This is a genomic window from Streptomyces roseicoloratus (assembly GCF_004117935.1).
GTDB lineage: Bacteria > Actinomycetota > Actinomycetes > Streptomycetales > Streptomycetaceae > Streptomyces > Streptomyces roseicoloratus.
In genome coordinates, this window is sequence record NZ_SDOY01000111.1 from 44038 (window position 1) to 62665 (window position 18628).

An 18628-nucleotide genomic window follows, 5' to 3' on the forward strand; every position below is an offset into this window, starting at 1 on the left:
TGATGTTCGACCCGGACGTGAGTGCCCGGGTGCGCGTCAGCGGTTCCGGTGGCCGGGCGGCGTGAGGCCCAGTTCCTCGCCTTCGGGGAGCGGGGCGAACCAGGACTCGGTGGCGGTCTCGGTCACCTCGGCGAGGGTCGGCGGGGTCCAGCGCGGGTTGCGGTCCTTGTCGACGACCTGGGCGCGGATGCCCTCGACCAGGTCGGGCGAGCGCAGGGCCGCGCAGGACAGCCGGAACTCGGTGCCGAGGGCCGATTCGAGGGAGTCCAGCGTCCGGGCGCGGCGGAGGGCGGCGAGAGTGGCCTTGAGGGCCGTGGGCGAGCGGGTGAGCAGGACGTCGGCGGTCTCCTTGGCCTCGGGGATCCCGGAGTCAGTGAGCCGCCGGACGATCTCCTCGACGGTGTCGGCCCGGTAGCAGTCGTCGATCCAGTCGCGCCGGTCCGCGAGCTCGCCGGCCGGTGCCGGCCGGGTGAACAGGGCGACGGCCTCGGCCGCCGGGAGGCGGGTGAGCTCGTCGGCGAGCGCGGGCAGGTCGGCCGCGGGCACGTAGTGGTCGGCGAGACCGGTCAGGAGCGCGTCGGCGGCCCGGGCCTGGGTGCCGGTGAGGGCGAGGTGGGTGCCGAGTTCGCCGGGGGCGCGGCCGAGCAGCCAGGTGCCGCCGACGTCGGGGACGAAGCCGATGCCGGTCTCGGGCATGGCGATCCGGGAGCGCTCGGTGACGACGCGGACCGAGCCGTGGCCGGAGACGCCGACGCCGCCGCCCATGACGATGCCGTCCATGAACGCCACGTAGGGCTTGGGGAAGCGGGCGATGCGGGCGTTGAGCCGGTACTCGTCGCGCCAGAACCCGGCGGTCGCGGTGCCGCCCGCGAGGGCGTCCGCGTGGATGGCCCGGATGTCGCCGCCCGCGCAGAGTCCCCGTTCCCCCGCGCCGCGGATGACCACGGTCGTCACGGCCGGGTCGTCCTCCCAGGCCGTGAGCGCCTCGTCGATCCGCCGCACCATGGCGTGCGTGAGCGCGTTGATGGCGCGCGGCCGGTTGAGGGTGACGAAGCCCGCGCGGCCCTCGGTGTGGACGAGGACCTCGGGTTCGGTGAGGCCGGCGGGTACCGACATGCGTGTGTGTCCTTCCGGCGGGCCGAAACGATCTTCCGTCCACCGTAACGTCCCGGGCCGCTCCCGCACAGGGCCTTCCGTCCGCTAGCGTACCCGCGGGTAACACGCAGTTTCCGGTCGACCGAGGGGAGCGGGCACATGACGGACGCGGAGCGACGGTGGAGTCTCGAGGAGTCGGTGCTGGTCGACGCGGACCGCACGACCCTGTACGGGCTGGTGTCCGACCTGCGGAACATGGGCCGGTGGAGCCCTGAGTGCCGCGGGGTGTGGGTGCGACGGCCGCCGGTGCGCACCGGCACGCGGTTCGTCGGGTTCAACCGGCGCGGACCGTTCCTGTGGTTCACCACGGGCCGGGTGACGACGGCCCGCCCGGGCGAGGAGTTCGTCTTCGACGTGGGCGTCCTCGGGCTGCCGATCGCGCGCTGGGGCTACCGCTTCGACGCCGAGGAGGGCGGCACGCGGGTCACCGAGACCTGGCGGGACCTGCGCACCGGCCGGGGCGGCGGACTGGCGAGCCTGCTGGGCACGGTGTTCGCGGGGACGAACCCGGAGCGCCGGATCGCGGTGAACCGGGAGGGCATGCGCACCACCCTCGCCCGGCTGGCGGCGCAGGCGGCGACGGTCCGCAGCGCGGGCTGACGGCCCGCGTCGGTCCCGCCCCGCCCCGCCCCGACCCATTTCCTTCCCCTCCCTTCCTCTCCCCTCCCTTCCTCTCTCCTCCTCTGCCCTCTCCCCACCCCCGTCCGGTCGCTCTTCGTGGCCGCCGTCCGGCTGCGCTCCGTCACCGTTCAGCCCGGCGGCGGCCCGTGCGGGCGTATCCGCGGCGCCCCCGTTTTCCCTGGAGGCGGCGCCGGGGGCAGCATGGTAAGGAGGCCCCGGCGAGCAGGGCGGGAAGGAGCGCACCGTGACGCGACGCGCGGACCGGTCCCGTGGTGAGCCGCGGGGTCGGTCCTCCCGGCTGCGGAGCGTGTCCGGGCAGGTCTTCAGCCTGCAGGCGATCATCGCGCTGCTGCTCATCGCCGCTGCGGCGATCGCGATCGTGCTCCAGGACCGCCACGACAGCGAGCGCAACGCCCGGAACCGTTCCCTGGCCGTGGCGGAGACCTTCGCCCACGCACCCGGGATCGCCGAGGCCCTGAAGGCCGACGATCCGACGGCGGTGCTGCAGCCGCGTGCCGAGGCGGCCCGGATCGCCTCGGGCGTCGACTTCATCGCCGTCCTGGCACCGGACGGCGCGCGCTACACCGACTCCGACCCGTCCCTCATCGGCGAGCGGGCCAGCGGCGACATAGCCCGGGCGCGGGCCGGTGAGTCGTTCACCGAGATCTTCCACGGCGCTCCGAACGACGCGGTGCGCGCGGTCGTCCCGGTGCGGGACGACGCCGGGGCCGTGGTCGGCATGGTGACCAGCGGCATCGAGGTGGCGACGGTCGGCGAGACGGTGGAGTCCCGGCTGCCGCTGCTGTTCGGCGCCGCCGGGGTCGCGCTGGTCCTGGCGCTGGGCGGGGCGGCGCTGGTGAGCGTGCGCCTGCGGCGGCAGACCCACGGTCTCGGTCCGGCCGAGATGACGCGTCTCAAGGAGCACCACGAGGCCGTGCTGCACTCCGTGAAGGAGGGCGTGGTGATCGTCGCGGGTGACGGGCGGCTGCTGCTCGCGAACGACGAGGCGCGCCGGCTGCTGAAGCTGCCGGAGGACGCCGAGCGGCGCCACGTCCGCGAACTGGGTCTGGAGCCCCGTACCGCCGCGCTGCTGCTGTCGGGACGGGCGGCGACGGACGAGGTGCACCTGGCCGGGGACCGGCTGCTCGCGGTGAACGTCCGGCCGACGGCCGACGGAGCTGCCGACGGCGGCTGTGTGATGACCATGCGCGACACGACCGAGCTGGCCGCGCTGACCGGCCGGGCGGAGGTGGCGCGGGGTCGGCTGCGGCTGCTGTACGAGGCGGGGACGCGGATCGGCACGACGCTGGACGTCGTACGGACGGCGGAGGAGCTGTCGGAGGTGGCGGTGCCGCGGTTCGCCGACTTCGTGACGGTGGAGCTGCTCGACCCGGTGGTGCGGGGCGAGGAGCCCTCGGGGGCGTTCACGGAGATGCGGCGGACGGCGCTGAGCGGGGTGACCCCGGAGACTCCGCTGCAGCCGGTCGGCGACCTGATCCGGTTCGTGGTGCCGACGACGCCGATGGCCTCGGCCCTGGAGCAGGGCAGGGCGGTGATCCAGGCGGACCTGGCCGCCGCGCAGGGCTGGCGGGCGCAGGACCCCGAGGGTGCGGCGCAGGCGCTCGGGTACGGTCTGCACTCGCTGCTCACGGTGCCGCTGCTGGCCCGGGGCGTGGTGCTGGGGATGGCGAACTTCTGGCGCGGCAAGGACACGCCGGAGCCGTTCGGCGAGGACGACCTGTCGTTCGCGGAGGAGCTGGCGGCGCGTGCGGCGCTGGCGATCGACAACGCCCGCCGGTTCACCCGTGAGCACTCGATGGCGGTGGCGCTGCAGCGGAGTCTGCTGCCGCGGGCGCTGCCGGACCAGAGTGCGATGCAGGTCGCGTCCCGCTACCTGCCGGCGAAGGCGGGCGTGGGCGGCGACTGGTTCGACGTGATCCCGCTGCCGGGGGCCCGGGTGGCGCTGGTCGTCGGCGACGTCGTGGGGCACGGTCTGCACGCGGCGGCGACGATGGGCCGGCTGCGGACGGCGGTGGCGAACTTCTCCACGCTCGACGTGCCGCCGGACGAGCTGCTGAGCCATCTCGACGAGCTGATCGACCGGCTCGGCCAGGAGATCGAACCGGGTCTGCGGCGCGAGGGCGGATCCGGCGAGGGGGAACAGGGCGGTGCCGAGGGCTCGGCGGGCGCGACGTGTCTGTACGTCATCTACGACCCGACGACGGGCTCGTGCACGATGGCGAGCGCCGGGCATCCGGGTCCCGCGCTGGTGCGGCCGGACGGGACCGTGGAGTTCCCCGCGGTGCCCGCCGGGCTGCCGCTGGGTCTGGGCCTGGGCGACCGGCCGTTCGAGTCGGCGCGGCTGAAGCTGGAGCCGGGCAGCAAGCTGGTGCTGTTCACGGACGGTCTGCTGGAGAGCCGGGAGCGGGACTTCGACTCCGGCATCGCGCTGCTGCGCCAGGCGCTGGCGCGGCCCGGCCGGTCCGCGGAGCAGACCTGCGCGGACGTGCTGGCGGCGCTGCTGCTCCCGGTGCCGTCGGACGACGTCGCGCTGCTGGTGGCGAGCGCCCACCGGGTCCCGGCGGACCGGATCGCCGAGTGGGAGGTGTCCCCGGACCCGTCGGCGGTGGCGCCGGTGCGGACGGCCGCGGCGGCGCGGATCGCCGAGTGGGGTCTGGAGGACGTGGGGTTCACGGCGGAGCTCGTGCTCAGCGAGCTGATCACCAACGCGATCCGGTACGGCCGCCCGCCGGTGCGGGTACGGCTGGTGTACGACCGGGTGCTGATCTGCGAGGTGTCCGACGGCAGCAGCACCTCGCCACACCTGCGGCACGCGACGGACACCGACGAGGGCGGCCGCGGCCTGTTCCTCGTGGCGCAGTTCGCCCAGCGCTGGGGCACCCGCTACGCCCGGCGCGGCAAGACCATCTGGGCGGAGCTCCCGGTCGCGCCGGACCGGCCGAGCGGCAACGGCTCGGGGCCGGTGCCCGATCTGGACGCCTTGGAGGACCTCGCCTGGTAATCAGCCACTCCACCCGTAGTACTGTCCTCGGAGTGATGTCGACGTGAGGCCGGAATGACGCCGGCGTGACGAGGAACGGCCGCGAGACGGGAGTGATGACGGTGGCGCGCAGGAACCCCGAGCGGCGGGCGGCGCTGGTCGACGCCGCGATCGAGGTGCTCGCCCGCGACGGCGCGCGGGGCCTCACCTTCCGCGCCGTGGACACCGAGGCGGCGGTGCCGCCCGGCACCGCGTCCAACTACTTCGCCAACCGCGACGACCTGCTCACCCAGGCGGGCGCCCGGGTCTACGAGCGGCTCCAGCCGGACGAGGAGACGATCGCCCGCCAGCGGGCGGCGAGCCCCGACCTGGAGACGTACACGGAGCTGATGCGGGAGCTCGTGGGCCGTGTCAGCTCCTTCCGCACCGGCTACCTCGCCCTCCTGGAGCTCCGTCTGGAGGCCACCCGCCGTCCGGAGCTCCGCTCGGTCCTCACGGCCCGGGTCCGCGCCGACGTCGAGGCGAACGTCACGTACCACGAGGGGTCCGGCCTGCCGGGCGACGCGACCGCCGTGAAGCTCCTGATCCTGGCCTTCAACTGGCTGATCGTCGAACAGCTCACCCTGCCCGAGGTCTTCTCGGAGGAGGAGCGCGACGCGCTGATCGCGGCCGCGGTGGACCGGATCGTCGGCGGCTCCGCGGCGTAGCCGTACCGGGGCGCCCCGAGGAGGTCGGTCACAGCCGGTCGGCGAACCAGGCCGCCGCCAGGGTGCCCACTCCGGCCAGGGCGCCGGGTTCCTCGAAGAGATGGCCCGCGCCGGGGATGGTGACGAGCTGGTGCTCGCACCGCAGCAGGCGTTCCGCGCGGTGGTTGAGGTCGAGGACCAGGGAGTCGGCGCCGCCGACGATCAGCAGGGTGGGCGCGGTGACGTCGGGCAGCCGCTCCTCCGCGAGGTCGGGGCGGCCGCCCCGGGAGACGACGGCGCCGGCGGGACTGCCGGGCCCGGCCGCGGCCCACAGTGCTGCCGCCGCACCCGTGGAGGCGCCGAAGTAGCCGGGGCGCAGTTCCCTGGTGCCGGGCCGGCCGGCGAGCCAGTCGGTGGCCCGGGCCAGGCGCTCGGCGAGCAGCGGCGTGTCGAAGACGTTGGCGCGGTCGGCGGCCTCGGCTTCGGTCAGCAGGTCGAAGAGGAGCGTGCCGAGCCCGGCGCGGTTGAGGGTCTCGGCGACCGCGCGGTTGCGCGGGCTGTGCCGGCTGCTGCCGCTGCCGTGGGCGAAGAGCACCACGCCGGTGGCGCCGTCGGGCACGGTCAGCCGCCCGCCGGCCTCGGTCCCGCCGAGCGGGACGCGGACATCGGTGTCCACGCCGGCCTCTCCGCGCCGCAGCCGCAGGGCGGCGACGACCTCCTCGTCCGGGGTCTGGGCGAAGTCCTGGTAGAACTGCCCGATCGCGGAGAAGCCGAGGGGTTCGCGCACGCAGTACGTCTGCTCGGCCGCGTCGCCGACGCGGGTCCGCCAGCCGCGCGGCGCGACCGGCACCGCGAGCACGATCCGGCCGGCGCCCCGGGCCCGTACCACCTGGCACGCGGCCAACGCGGTCGCCCCGGTCGCGAAGCCGTCGTCGACGACGACCGCGGTGCGGCCCGCGGTGTCGGCCGGCTCGCGGGCGCCCCGGTAGCGGCGGGCCCGCTCCTCCAGGACGACCCGCTCGCGCCGCTCGACCTCGGCGAGGTCGTGCTGCGTGACCCCGCTGCGGGCGATGACCTCCTCGTTGAGGACCCGTACGCCGTCCTCGCCGATCGCGCCCATGGCGAGCTCGGGCTGGTACGGCACGCCCAGCTTCCGGACCAGGCAGATGTCGAGGGGCGCGCCGAGCGTGTCGGCGACCTGGGCGGCGACGGGCACCCCGCCGCGCGGCAGCCCGAGCACCACCGGGTCCTGGGCGTCGAGGTCCCCCAGCAGCGCGGCGAGCTGTCTGCCCGCGTCGGCACGGTCGGTGAAGTACATGCCCGCTCGCCTTCCTGCCCGTACGAGGGGCGCTCGGGAGCGACGGGGCGGGGACGGCCCCGGACGTGGTCGTCCGGTCGGGCCGCGGCCCCCACACCCAGGGTAGTCCCGTGGTGGTGGCCGGGGCCGTTCTCCTCGGACCGGCCATGATCCGTGGGAGACGCGACGCGGCGAGCGGCCGCCAGGCGTCGCGGCCCCGGCCGTGACCGCCGGACCGGTGCTAGCGTCCGGCGCGGGCGGCGCGGTGGATGGTGGCGTCCACAAGGGCGAGGGCGTCGGCGGCGGTGCGGCCCGGGGCGCGGTTCCAGGGGCCGATGAGGTCGTGCCAGCCGCGGGAGCGGAGCTCTTCGAGCATCCAGGCTCCGGCCTCGTTCATGGTGGCGGCGCTGCCGTGACCGAGCCGGTGCGCGGCGAGCATCGCGCCGCACACGCAGCGGGCGCCGCGGGCGTCGCGCAGGCGGTACGGGGTGTTCTGCCAGCCCCACTCGGTGAGGACGCGCCGGGCGTGGGCCAGGTGGACGGAGGGGCGGACGTCGGGGCGGCCGAGTCGGCGCCAGACGTGCAGCCGGTCGGGCAGGACCGCGCCGAGGCGTCCGGGCAGCGGCCGCTCGGCGGGACGGGCGGCCGCCGCCCGGTCGACGGCGTCGAGGGCGTCCGCGACGAGCCGCTCCACCGGCACGGACAGCAGCAGCCGCCAGTCGGCCGCCTCCTCCCGTGCCGGCGGCGCCTCGCTCCACCGGGCGACGATCTCCTGCCAGGCGGCGGTGTCGAGCAGAGCGGCGGCCTCGCGGTCGAGGTCGTCGGGGGTGGTGGCGGCGGTGGTCATACGGGCGGCTCCACGGCAAAGAGATTCCCACTTCGGTAGGAATGTCGGCTTTGTCGCGCCCCGGCTTGAGCCGCCGCCGCCGTCAGACGGCGCTCAGCGGCCCTCCCGCCGTGCCCGTCAGGCGGGCGGGAGTGAGCAGCTCGGCGAGCTGCTCGGGAGGCAGGAGGCCCTTCTCCAGGGTGAGCTCGGCGACCGAGCGGCCGGTGGCGAGCGCCTCCTGCGCGATGGCGGTGGCGGCCGTGTACCCGAGGTGCGGGTTGAGGGCGGTGGCGAGCCCGATGGAGTTCTCCACGCTCGCGCGCAGGGTCTCGGTGTTCGCGGTGATGCCGGTGACGCAGCGCTCGGCGAGCGTGACGCAGGCCGCCCGGAGCGAGGTGATGCTCTTCGACAGGGCGTGGAAGATGACCGGTTCGAAGGCGTTGAGCTGGAGCTGACCGCCCTCGGCGGCCATGGTGATGGTCATGTCGTTGCCGATGACCTCGAAGGCCACCTGGTTGACGACCTCGGGGATGACCGGGTTGACCTTGCCGGGCATGATGCTCGAACCGGCCTGCACGGGCGGCAGGTTGATCTCGCCGAAACCGGCCCGCGGCCCGGAGGACAGCAGCCGCAGGTCGTTACAGGTCTTGGAGAGCTTGACGGCGATCCGCTTGAGAACGCCGGACAGCTGGACGAACGCGCCGCAGTCCTGGGTGGCCTCGACCAGGTTGGCGGAGGTGACCAGCGGCAGCCCGGTGATGCCGGCGAGGTGCCGGCGCGCGGTCTCGGCGTAGCCGGGCGCGGCGTTGAGGCCGGTGCCGATGGCGGTGGCGCCGAGGTTGATCTCGTGGATCAGCTCGATCGCCTCGGCGAGGCGGCCGCGGTCCTCCTCCAGCATCACGGCGTACGTGGAGAACTCCTGGCCCAGCGTCATGGGCACGGCGTCCTGCAGCTGGGTGCGGCCCATCTTGACCACACCGCCGAACTCGACGGCCTTCTCCGCGAAGGCGTCCTGGAGCACGGCCATGGCACGCAGCAGCTCGCGGGCGGCGCCGATGGCGGCGATGCGGATGGCCGTCGGGTAGACGTCGTTGGTGGACTGCCCGAGGTTGACGTCCTCGTTGGGGTGCAGCAGGTGGTACTCGCCCTTGGCGTGGCCGAGGAGTTCGAGGGCCCGGTTGGCGACGACCTCGTTGGCGTTCATGTTCGTGGACGTGCCGGCACCGCCCTGGACGACGTCCACGACGAACTCGCCGTGCAGCGCGCCGCCGCGGATCTCGCGGCAGGCGGCGACGATCGCTCCGGCCTTCGCGGCGGGCAGCAGGCCGAGCTCCTCGTTGGCGAGTGCGGCGGCCTCCTTGACGGCCGCGAGCGCCTCGACGAGCTTCGGGTAGACGGAGATGGGGGTGCCGGTGATGGCGAAGTTCTCCGTGGCGCGCAGGGTGTGGACACCCCAGTAGGCCTCGGCGGGAACGTCGCGGTCGCCGAGCAGGTCGTGCTCGCGACGGACGTGGTTCTGCTGTGCGGGGATCACGGTGACGGTGCCTTAGGCGTGGGGAGGGGAGGGAGAGGACACGAAGGAAAGGGGCGGACCGGTCTCAGGGGAAGCCGAGGACCCGCCGGAACACCGACGGCGTCCGGAACGGCCTCAGGGCCTGTCCGGCCACGCTCCGGGACAGAAGACCTCGGGCGTGTGCCGAAAGGAGCGTCGTCTGCCCGGAGGGCAGGCCCGGCGGTGTCCGGTGCGTGCGATCGCAAGGCGGAGGGTCGCCCCGATACCGGATGCACCGGGGCGACCCGGGCAACGCGGCGAGCGTGCGTGCCGGACGCCGCCGGGCGGACGGGACCTCCGGCACACGCCTAGTGTGCGACGGCGAGCACGGACTCGGCGCGCACCGGGCCCTCGAGCAGGGTGCGCAGCAGCTGGTTGCGGCGCTCCGGCGAGGTGCTTTCGGCGAGCAGGCCGGCCAGCAGCGCCATCCGTGCCTGCCCCGGCCGCAGCGTCCCGGCCAGCACCGCACCGGCCGCCGCCAGGTCGACGGCTCCGCCGCCCGTGTAGACCTCGGCCACGGGCCCGGAGGCCACCCGGGTGGAGAGGACGACGTGGACGCCGTCCCGGACGGCCCGGGCGACGGCGTCGGCTATCTCCGGGGTGGCGTTGCCGGCGCCGGTGCCGACGAGGACGATGCCACGGGCGCCGGCCGCGACGGCCGCCTCGAACAGGACCGGGTCGTTGTCGGAGTGGTGCATGACGATGTCGACGCGCGGCAGGACCCGCCTCGCGTCGGCCGCACCGGCCGTGGAGGTGATCGCGGCGATGGCCGCCTCCGGCAGCGGGAGCGGCGCCGGCCGCTCCGGCTCGCGCTCGACGTCGACCTGTCCGAAGCCGAGCCGGCCGACGCGCCGGCCGGACGGATCGGCGAACGGATCGGAGTCGAGCGTCCTGGTCTTGACGGTGCCGCGGGCGGCGTGGACGAGGCCGTCGAAGACGACGAGGACGCCGAGGCCGTGCACGGTGGCGGCGACCTGGAGGGCGTCGTAGAGGTTGCCGGGCCCGTCGCCGTCCCCGGTGCCGAAGGGCCGCTGCGCGCCGGTGAAGACGACCGGGCGGGGGTCGGAGTGGTGCAGGTCCAGGAAGAAGGCCGACTCCTCGAGGGTGTCGGTGCCGTGGGTGACGACGATGCCGTCGACGCCCGGGTCGGCGAGGGTCTCGTGGACGGCGGCCAGCAGTCGGAGCTGGCGGTCGGTGGTCATCCGGGAGCTGTTGACGTTGAAGAGGTCGAGGACCTCGACGTCGACGTGGTCGGGGACGGCGGCGGTGGCCACGACGTCGTCGCCCGAGGCGTCGGCGGCGTATCCGCTGCCGGTCCAGCGGCTGGCGATGGTGCCGCCGGTGCTGATGACCACGATGCGGCGCGGCCGGGCGTCGCGCGTCCACTTCATGATGATGCCGTCCTTCCCTGGGGTGCGCCGCAACGATAGGCCAATCGTCACGCAATGCGATTGCGAATCCAGCCCGACGTATCGCGTTGGCGTGGTGAATAATTGCGCCATGGACCGTATCGATCTTCATATCTTGCGTGAGCTGCAGGCCGACGGCCGGCTGAGCAACCAGGAGCTCGCCCAGCGGGTGGGCCTGAGCCCGTCACCGTGCCTGCGGCGGGTCCGGCAGCTGGAGCAGGACGGGGTGATCCGGGGCTACCGCGCGATCATCGACCCGGAGGCGGTGGGGCGCGGCTTCGAGGTGCTGGTGTCGGTCGAGGTGAAGCGGGACCGGGAGACGGTGGAGGCGTTCGAGGAGGCCCTTCAGGACATCCCGGACGTGATCGAGGCGTACCGCCTCTTCGGCAGCCCCGGGTGCCTGCTGCGCATCGCGGTCGCCGACCTCTCGGCGTACGAGCGGCTGTGGATCGAGCGGCTCACGACCCTCACCGGGGTCACGGAGGTCAACTCGCAGATCATCATGAAGCGCGTGAAGGAGCCGCGCGGCCTCCCGGTCGACCGCTGAGCCCCCGTCACCCCGGAACTTTCACACGGAGGAAGGCGTTCCGTCGACGCTATTTGGTCATGTACGGTTCAACCGCGCGTGCGCAGGACGACTGTTTCCCGACGTTCTACGCGCGCAGAGTTGCTGCCACACATCCCCGAACTCCCTCCTCCACACCGCACCCACCGTGCGGCGCGGGGCAGTCCCCCACGTCAGAAAGGACCCCCCATGTCCTTGTCTCCGTCCCTCGCGAAGCGGACCGGCTGGAAGACCTGGGCCGCGATATCCGCCGTCCTCGCAGGCCTCGCCCTGCCCACGGTCGCCGCGACACCGGCCGGCGCCACGACCACCGCCTACGACAGCACGTACTACGAGGACGCGGTCGGCAAGACGGGCACGAGCCTCAAGGCCTCGCTGCACACCATCATCAGCGACCAGCGGAAGATCTCCTACAGCGCCGTCTGGGACGCGCTGAAGGTCACCGACCAGGACCCGGTGAACACCGCCAACGTGCTCCTCCTCTACAGCGGCGTCTCGCGCAGCAAGAACCTCAACGGCGGGGACGTCGGCGACTGGAACCGCGAGCACGTCTGGGCGCAGTCGCACGGCGACTTCGGCACCTCGGCCGGTCCCGGCACCGACCTGCACCACCTGCGCGCCTGCGACGTCAAGGTGAACAGCATCCGCGGCAACAAGGACTGGGACCTCGGCGGCAGCGCGGTCAGCGGCGCCGCCGGCAGCTACACGGACAGCAACTCCTTCGAGCCGCGCGACGCGGACAAGGGCGACGTGGCCCGCATGATCCTCTACATGGCCGTGCGCTACGAGGGCGACGACGCCTTCGCGGACCTGGAGCCCAACGACTCGTCGTCCAACGGCAGCGTGCCCTTCCACGGCAGGCTCTCGATCCTGAAGCAGTGGAACGAGCAGGACCCGCCGAGCGCCTTCGAACAGCGGCGCAACGACGTCATCTTCCACACGTACCAGGGCAACCGCAATCCGTTCATCGACCACCCGGAGTGGGTCGAGGCCATCTGGTGACCCGAGCGTGAGGCACGCCGGGTTCCACCCCCGAGGCCGTCCACGGGTCCGTCGGCGAGGCTGTGCACCGGTACCCCGCGCCGACGTCGGCGCCCGCCTGGCCGAGGTGCTGCCGCTGCGCCGAGGCACCCCTAGCGTGCGTCCGGCTCGCCCGGGTCCATGCCGGTGAGGCCCGGGCGGGCGGGGTACGCGGGACCGGCGCAGCGCGGGAGCGCGGGGCGGTCCCTGGTGCGGACCTCGGGCAGCCAGGCCGTGGCCGGGGTGCCCGCGCGCGGGAGGCGGACGCGCAGCCAGACGGAGGAGCCGCGGTCCTCCTCGTCGACGATGGGCTGCCCTCCGGGCAGCCGGCAGTCGGCGTCGAGGAGGTCGCCGTGCCAGACCCGGGTCGGGACGACGTTCTCGGCGGTGTAGGGCCGCATCGGGTCGACCGCGAGCCCGAGGCTGCACTCGGGCGCGCGGTCGGTGCGGTCCTGGCAGCCGCGTTCGGCGTTGAACACCCGGATCCGGACGGCGTCTTCACCGACGCCGCCCGGTCCGGCGTACGACCAGAGGAGGCCGCCGGCCGCCGCGCCGAGGCCGAGGGCGACGAACGCGGAGCGCCGCACGGCCCGACGAAGACGGCGGCGCGACGGTGCCGTGGTCCGGGCCGCGATCCGGTCGAGCAGGCGCTCGGCGGTGTGGGCGGCGCGGGCCGCGTGCGTGGGCGCGAGGCAGTCGGCGGCGAAGGCACGCCAGAACTCCGGGACGGCCGGGTCGAGCCGCAGCGGCAGCCGGCCCTCCGCGTACTCCCGCACCGCGGCACCGCGCGCCGTCGGCGTGGCGCCGGGGAAGGGCGGCGCGCCGGAGGCGAACACCTCGTGCACGACGATCCCGAGCGCCCAGATGTCGGCGGTCGGCCGGACCCTGACGCCCTGTTCGCCGAGCGGTTCGTTCCAGCGCTCGGGCGGCAGGTAGTCGAAGGTGCCCATGGGGGCCGAGAAGCCGTGGGTGCCGCTGAGTTCGATGGCGAAGCCGAAGTCGGAGAGGCGCACCTCTCCGTCCTCGCCGATGAGGATGTTCTCGGGCTTGAGGTCGGTGTGCACCCAGCCGGAGCGGTGGAGGTGGGCGAGTCCTTCGCAGATCCCGGTGATCAGCCGGGCTCCCTCGGCCTCGTCGACCGGGGAGCGCAGCAGTTCGCGCAGGGTGCAGCGGGCGCGTTCCATGACGAGCACGATGGCACCGTCCAGGGACGGTCGGTCCGGGGCGGTGAGGACGAGCGAGCCGAGGAGCCGGACGAGTCTGGGGTGGCGTGCCGTGCGGCCGAGTTCCACCTCGCGGCGGGCGGACTCGGCGACGTTGCGGGCCTGTCGGGGCGCGAGTCCCGCGGTCGGCATGACCTTGAGGGCGACGGGCGGTCCGTCCTGCCCCTCCGGGTCGGCGGGGTGGGCCGCGTAGACGGTGGCCCAGCCGCCCGCGCCGATCGGCTCGTCGACAATCCAGTCGCCCACCCGGTGGCCACGGGGCAGGAGTTCCGGCCCGTCGCTGTCCCAGGAACCCGCCGGGCCGTGCGACATCCGCATCATGCCGTCCTCACCCCCGGGTGTCCGGATCTGCCGGTTCGCCGCGCGGCGGGAGGAGCGTCAGGTGCTCCTCCCGTACGATCCCGAACTTCAGGGCGAGTCCGACGACGGCCTCGCGTTTGCCGTTCCGCCGGTCGGTCCGTCCCGTCGCGTCGGGGGCCGGGGGGCCGATGCGCAGCTTCTCGTCGGCGAGGTAGTCGATGTGGGCGCTGACGGCGCGGGCGGTGAGCCGGGCGCAGGCGGGGTGTCCGCGCAGCCGGTCGACGACCTGCGGGGTGGTGGGCACGGCCACGGGTGACCGGTCGCGCAGCCACGGCTCGCAGAGCGCGACGAGCACCAGGAAGTAGGTGGCGGTCTCGTCCAGGGAGTACGCGGTGAGGGTACGGCTCTCCCAGGAGCCGCCGACGGCGTGCGGGTCCAGGTAGACGTGGTCGGGCGCGAACACCTGGAAGGAGACCGGCGTGTCGCGGCGCGAGGGCAGCACCACGCGGGAGAACTCAAAGGGGATGGGCGCACCGAGGCGCCGCGGCGGGATCCGCAGGTACTCGCCGGCACCCTCCGGGTTCTCCACCAGGTAGCCGTGGGTGGCGCTGAGGTTGCTCAGCTGCCAGTGGTCGTCGGTGGCCCTGATCTCCCCGGCGAGCCGCGAGACCGCCTCGTCGGCGATGCGGAGATCCACCGGGTGGGCGGACGAGCCGCGCCCGAACCGCACCCGCTCCCCCGGCCCGAGCCGCAGGGTCACGGCTCCGCCGTCGCCACCCTCCGGTAAGTGGACGACAATGCCGCGCACCGCTCCCTCCGTCCCCCGTGCCCCGACCGCTGTCCGACACATCGAACGTTACCGCTTGCGCACGGGGTTTCACCGCGTGGCATCGGCCACTTCGGCCGGGCGCGGCGAGGGGACGAAGGAGAGGCAGCGGGGCGGGGCGGGCGTCAGGGAGCGGGACTGCCTGATCTCAGGGGCGCGATCGCGCGGTCACCGAAGGCGGTCCAGGGCAGCCACCCGCCGCCGGGCCGTTCCTGGACACGGGTGCGGATCCGTCCGTCCGCCGGCACGGCGAAGACGTGGAGCCGGCCGGTGGCGTCGGCCGCGGCCGACGGTGTCGCGGCGAGTTCGGCACCGCCGCCTCCGGCGTCCCCGCCGAGGCCCGCTCCGAAGTCCTCGCCGAGGACGTCGGTGGGGGCCCAGTCGCCGCCGGGTGCGGTCTGCCAGCGGTGGGCGAGCCGTTCGCCGCCCGGAGCGAGGGTGAAGGCCTCGAGCCGCCCGTCCTCGCCCGGAACGAGCAGCGGGGCGGCGGTCGACCAGCCGAGCAGCGGCTGCCATGCGTCCCAGCCGCCGCTCGGCACCGCCTGGCGGCGCTGGAAGGCCGCCACCCCGGACGGGGCGATCGCGGTGACGTTCAGCCGGCCCGTGCCGTCCCGGGCGACGCGCGGCGCGGCGCCGGCGGCGGTGCCGAAGCGGCTCCACGAGGACCAGGCTCCGCCCGGCGTGGTCTGCCAGCGGTGCAGGATCGCCGTGCCGCCGGGCGCGAGCACGAACACTTCGAGGCGGCCGTCCGCGTTGGCCGCGACGACCGGTGGCGCTCCGGCCGCCCCGCCGAAGCCGGGATCCCACGGATCCCAGGTGAGCGAGCCGGGCGACGACTGGCGGCGGCGGGCGAGGACCGCGCCGCCCGGGCCGAGCGCGTAGGCCTCCAGCCGGCCGGAGGCGTCGCGGGCGACGGCGGGTGCGGCGCCCGCGGGGCCGCCGAACTCCTCCCAGTCGTACCAGCCGCCGTCGGGTCGCTGGACCCGGTGGTGCAGGCGGGCGCCGCCGGGGGCGAGCGAGAACACCTCCAGGCGGCCGTCGGTGTCGCGGCCGAGCGTGGGGACCGCTCCGGCCGGGCCGCCGAACGGCTCCCACTCCGACCAGGTGTCGGTGGCGGCGTCGAGCTGGACGCGCCGCAGCACGGACCGGTCGGCGGCGTCGAGGGCGAACAGGGTCAGTCGGTCCCCGACGTCCAGGGCGGCGGCCGGGTTGTCCGGGCTCTGCCAGGTCGGAGGCGTGTCCTGCCACGTCAGAGGGGCGACGTACAGGCCGTGCCGGAACCAGCCGGCGGCGCTCGCGTACCACCGCCGCCCGTCGGTGAAGGGCTCGACGGCGTGTCCCGGCACGTGTCCCGCATAGCCGTCGAGGCCGAAGCGGAAGGGGTCGCGCGAGGCGAGGACGTCGGTGCCGTCGTAGCCGCCGCGGGGTCCGACGAACAGGTGGTACCAGCCGTCCCGTTCGACCACGTAGGGCGATTCGGTGACCGAGACGCCGGAGGCGGTCGTGGACTCGTCGGCGAAGGCGGTGCCGGGTGCACTCCAGTGCCGCAGGTCGGCGGAGCGGCGGTAGGCGACGATGTGCCGGCCGTCGGCGGCCGACAGTTCGGTGTAGTACATGACCCATGCGCCGCCGATCCGCGCGACCATCGGGTCGCGTGCGGCGATGCCGCGGAACAGCGGGCCGGACGGTACGCGGGTCCAGGTGAACAGGTCGGTGGAGGTGGCCAGGTTGATCGCGGCGCCGGAGCTGCCGCCGGCCGCGTAGAACATCCAGTAGGTGCCGCCCGCCTCGATGACGTGCGGCGCCCACAGGTGTTCCTCGCCGTGGTACGAGGGGTCGACCGTGAGGGCGTCGGGATGGACGGTCCACGGGCCGTACGGGCTCGGCGCGGAGGCGTGCGTGAAGGCGTCCTCGGCGGCGCTGTCGGGTGCCTGCCCGGGCGGGGCGCTGTCGCCGACGATGCCGAACAGGTGCCAGCGGTCGCCTGCCCGGACGAGGGTGTGGTCGTTGAGGTAGCGGCGGCGGTCGGGAAGCGAGGGGTCGTGGACGTGGGTGAAGGGGCCGGCGGTGAGCCACCGGTGGGGTACGTCGGCCGCGTACGGGGTGGCCGGGGTGGGGGCGGCGGATGCGGTACGAACCGGAAGCGGGAGCGCGAGGGCTCCCGCTCCGGCCGCACGCAGCAGGTTCCGCCGGCTGAGCGGTCGCATGACGGTTCTCCAGGGGACCGGGGGGACGTGACCGCCGCTGCTCGGCGGTCAGTCGACGGGAGGGCCGGAGGTCGTGCTGAGCCAGGCCCACTCGGACCAGCTGGAGAATCCGGTCTGCCACTTGTGGTGGACGCCCGCGTGGCTGGTCCCGAACACCTCGATCCGGCCGTCGGCGTTGGCGGCGGCGGTGACCTCCGTGCCGCCGGTGCCGAAGGTCTCCCACTGGCCGTAGGGCGCGTTGACGCCGGTCTGCCAGAGGTGCTGGGCGACGCTGCCGTTGATGGCGAAGACCTCGACGCGCCCGTCGGGCGATCGCTCGCTGGTGAGCTGTGCATCGGCGGGACCGCCGGTGGGCTCCCACGCGGACCAGCTCGTGGGACTCGTCTGGTACTTGTGGAAGACGCCGACCGGACCCGAGGCGAAGACCTCCAGGCGGCCGTCCTGGTTGTGGTCGACCGTGAGGTCGCGTCCGCCGCCGCCGAAGTCCTCCCAGGCCGACCAGCCGCCGTTGACCGCGGTCTGGTACAGGTGCTGGAAGACGTCGCCGTTCAGCGCGAAGACCTCGAGGCGCCCGTCCGGTGCCTTCTCCATCTCGATCCGGCTGTTCGCCGGTCCGCCGCCCGCGGACTCCCACTCCGACCAGCCGCCGTTGGGCGCGGTCTGCCACCGGTGGAAGACGCCGACCGGACCCGAGGCGAAGACCTCGAGCCGGCCGTCGCCGTTGGCGCCCACGGCGATGTCCTTGCCGCCGCCACCGAAGTTCTCCCAGCCCGACCAGCCGCCGGACGGCCGGAGCTGGTAACGGTGCTCGAAGACGTTCCCGTTGATGGCGAAGAGTTCCAGCCGGCCGTCGGCGGCGGGTCCGACGGCGAGTTCGGCACCGCCGGGTCCGCCCAGGAACTCCCACGCGGACCAGCCGCCGTTCACCTCCGTCTGCCAGGCGTGGTGGACGCCGTCGGCGCCCGCGGCGAACACTTCGAGGCGCCCGTCGGCCGACCTCGCCGACACCACCCGGCCCGACTCTGCCGGATAGACCAGCGGCGCGGGCCCCGGCTCGTGGTGGCCGAGACGGTCGACGGCCGCCCGGGCCTCGTCCATGTGCCGCCAGTGGTGGCCCGCGTTGTAGGTGGACCAGGGCTGCCAGTTGGTGCCGCCGTTGGAGATCTCGTAGGCGGCGCGGGCGTTGCACGAAGCGTCGTAGGCGCAGGCGTCGTCGACCTCGGGGTGCCAGTAGTCGTTGATCTGCCACAGGCCCCGGTCGCGGGACGGCGGCGTGTTGTTGTACGTGTTGGTCGCCGACGGGTCGCAGCTGGACTCGGCCAGGGCGACGGCGACGGCGGTCACCAGGGCGTCGCCGCGGAAGCCCGCGTCGTAGCCGACCCGGGCGCACAGGTCGCTCGGCGCGGCGTGGGCGGGCGAGGCGCCGGCGAGGACGCCCGCGGCGAGCAACAGCGAGACGAGCGTCGACAGGACGGCGCGCCGGGGCGCTCTTCGGGAGCGCTGTGCGGGGGTGGTGTGCACCTGGTGTCTCCTCGTGTCTCGTCAGTCGACGGCGGGGCCGGCGCTGTTGCCGAGCCAGGACCATTCGGACCAACTGGCGAAGCCCGTCTGCCACTTGTGGTGGACGCCCGCGTGGCTCGTGCCGAACACCTCGATGCGGCCGTCGTCGTTCGCCGTGGCGGTGACCTCCGTGCCTCCGGTGCCGAAGGATTCCCACGGCCCGTACGGGGCGTTCGCCCCGGTCTGCCAGCTGTGCTGGGCCACGCTGCCGTTGATCGCGAACACTTCGACCCGACCGTCGGCGGTGCGCTGGCTGGTCAGCTGGGAGTCGGCCGGGCCGCCCGTGCCCTCCCACTCGGACCAGCTCGTGGGACTCGTCTGGTACTTGTGGAAGACGCCGACCGGACCCGAGGCGAAGACCTCCAGGCGGCCGTCCTGGT

At 74.2% G+C, this 18628-nt stretch carries 15 protein-coding genes; 5 read left to right on the plus strand and 10 right to left on the minus strand.

Annotation, left to right across the window (positions count from 1 at the left end):
• Positions 1-36: 36 nt before the first annotated feature.
• The gene (locus ESG85_RS13300; protein WP_128978823.1) at positions 37-1116 is read right to left on the minus strand and encodes an enoyl-CoA hydratase/isomerase family protein; all 1080 of its coding nucleotides are present in this window, start codon (positions 1114-1116) and stop codon (positions 37-39) included.
• Positions 1117-1254: 138 nt separating this feature from the next.
• Here ESG85_RS13300 and ESG85_RS13305 point away from each other — a divergent pair, with 138 nt between their 5' ends.
• The 3 genes from ESG85_RS13305 (at position 1255) to ESG85_RS13315 (ending at position 5484) form a co-directional block, all read left to right on the plus strand.
• Positions 1255-1755 carry an SRPBCC family protein gene (locus ESG85_RS13305; protein ID WP_128978825.1) on the plus strand — a complete coding sequence of 167 codons (501 nt, stop codon included), beginning with the start codon at positions 1255-1257 and terminating at the stop codon, positions 1753-1755.
• Positions 1756-2020: 265 nt separating this feature from the next.
• Positions 2021-4798, plus strand: coding sequence for a SpoIIE family protein phosphatase (locus ESG85_RS13310; protein ID WP_246094986.1), 2778 nt, complete (start codon positions 2021-2023; stop codon positions 4796-4798).
• 101 nt (positions 4799-4899) lie between these two features.
• The gene (locus ESG85_RS13315) at positions 4900-5484 is read left to right on the plus strand and encodes a TetR/AcrR family transcriptional regulator (protein WP_128978858.1); all 585 of its coding nucleotides are present in this window, start codon (positions 4900-4902) and stop codon (positions 5482-5484) included.
• Positions 5485-5512: 28 nt separating this feature from the next.
• Here ESG85_RS13315 and ESG85_RS13320 read toward each other — a convergent pair whose 3' ends face one another.
• The 4 genes from ESG85_RS13320 to ESG85_RS13335 all read right to left on the minus strand — a co-directional run bounded on the left by ESG85_RS13320 (position 5513) and on the right by ESG85_RS13335 (position 10529).
• Complete coding sequence (locus ESG85_RS13320; protein ID WP_128978827.1) at positions 5513-6781, minus strand: phosphoribosyltransferase family protein; 1269 nt, start codon at positions 6779-6781, stop codon at positions 5513-5515.
• Positions 6782-7001: 220 nt separating this feature from the next.
• On the minus strand, positions 7002-7607 hold the full coding sequence (locus ESG85_RS13325; RefSeq protein WP_128978829.1) for a DUF6197 family protein: 606 nt from the start codon (positions 7605-7607) through the stop codon (positions 7002-7004).
• An 82-nt stretch (positions 7608-7689) separates the two neighbouring features.
• Positions 7690-9120: an aspartate ammonia-lyase gene (locus ESG85_RS13330; RefSeq protein ID WP_246094988.1), complete on the minus strand. Its 1431-nt coding sequence runs from the start codon at positions 9118-9120 to the stop codon at positions 7690-7692.
• 326 nt (positions 9121-9446) lie between these two features.
• Positions 9447-10529, minus strand: a complete 1083-nt coding sequence (locus ESG85_RS13335; protein ID WP_128978831.1) for an asparaginase — start codon at positions 10527-10529, stop codon at positions 9447-9449.
• 109 nt (positions 10530-10638) lie between these two features.
• On the opposite strand from ESG85_RS13335, the gene ESG85_RS13340 reads away from it, so the two are divergent.
• Complete coding sequence (locus tag ESG85_RS13340) at positions 10639-11094, plus strand: Lrp/AsnC family transcriptional regulator (protein ID WP_128978833.1); 456 nt, start codon at positions 10639-10641, stop codon at positions 11092-11094.
• Between the two features lie 207 nt (positions 11095-11301).
• Positions 11302-12114 (plus strand): endonuclease I family protein, encoded by an 813-nt coding sequence (locus ESG85_RS13345; RefSeq protein ID WP_128978835.1) that lies wholly within the window; start codon positions 11302-11304, stop codon positions 12112-12114.
• Between the two features lie 131 nt (positions 12115-12245).
• On the opposite strand, the gene ESG85_RS13350 is transcribed toward ESG85_RS13345, so the two are convergent.
• The 5 genes from ESG85_RS13350 to ESG85_RS13370 form a co-directional block, all read right to left on the minus strand.
• Positions 12246-13673, minus strand: coding sequence for a serine/threonine-protein kinase (locus tag ESG85_RS13350; protein WP_128978862.1), 1428 nt, complete (start codon positions 13671-13673; stop codon positions 12246-12248).
• 10 nt (positions 13674-13683) lie between these two features.
• Entirely contained in the window at positions 13684-14463 is a 780-nt protein-coding gene (locus ESG85_RS13355) for a serine/threonine protein kinase (protein ID WP_181019026.1), read from the minus strand.
• A 143-nt stretch (positions 14464-14606) separates the two neighbouring features.
• Positions 14607-16688, minus strand: a complete 2082-nt coding sequence (locus ESG85_RS13360) for a DUF8189 domain-containing protein (RefSeq protein ID WP_128978839.1) — start codon at positions 16686-16688, stop codon at positions 14607-14609.
• A 48-nt stretch (positions 16689-16736) separates the two neighbouring features.
• Positions 16737-18209 carry a DUF8189 domain-containing protein gene (locus tag ESG85_RS13365; protein WP_128978841.1) on the minus strand — a complete coding sequence of 491 codons (1473 nt, stop codon included), beginning with the start codon at positions 18207-18209 and terminating at the stop codon, positions 16737-16739.
• Positions 18210-18230: 21 nt separating this feature from the next.
• Positions 18231-18628: DUF8189 domain-containing protein (locus ESG85_RS13370; RefSeq protein ID WP_484422034.1), on the minus strand; the 398-nt coding region annotated here is incomplete at its 5' end.

What these genes read in the sequence shown, in the direction of transcription:
- ESG85_RS13300 (WP_128978823.1), bottom strand. Translation starts at nt 1,116, where the DNA reads ATGTCGGTACCCGCCGGCCTCACCGAACCCGAGGTCCTCGTCCACACC.
- ESG85_RS13305 (WP_128978825.1), top strand. Translation starts at nt 1,255, where the DNA reads ATGACGGACGCGGAGCGACGGTGGAGTCTCGAGGAGTCGGTGCTGGTC.
- ESG85_RS13320 (WP_128978827.1), bottom strand. Translation starts at nt 6,781, where the DNA reads ATGTACTTCACCGACCGTGCCGACGCGGGCAGACAGCTCGCCGCGCTG.
- ESG85_RS13325 (WP_128978829.1), bottom strand. Translation starts at nt 7,607, where the DNA reads ATGACCACCGCCGCCACCACCCCCGACGACCTCGACCGCGAGGCCGCC.
- ESG85_RS13335 (WP_128978831.1), bottom strand. Translation starts at nt 10,529, where the DNA reads ATGAAGTGGACGCGCGACGCCCGGCCGCGCCGCATCGTGGTCATCAGC.
- ESG85_RS13340 (WP_128978833.1), top strand. Translation starts at nt 10,639, where the DNA reads ATGGACCGTATCGATCTTCATATCTTGCGTGAGCTGCAGGCCGACGGC.
- ESG85_RS13345 (WP_128978835.1), top strand. Translation starts at nt 11,302, where the DNA reads ATGTCCTTGTCTCCGTCCCTCGCGAAGCGGACCGGCTGGAAGACCTGG.
- ESG85_RS13350 (WP_128978862.1), bottom strand. Translation starts at nt 13,673, where the DNA reads ATGCGGATGTCGCACGGCCCGGCGGGTTCCTGGGACAGCGACGGGCCG.
- ESG85_RS13360 (WP_128978839.1), bottom strand. Translation starts at nt 16,688, where the DNA reads ATGCGACCGCTCAGCCGGCGGAACCTGCTGCGTGCGGCCGGAGCGGGA.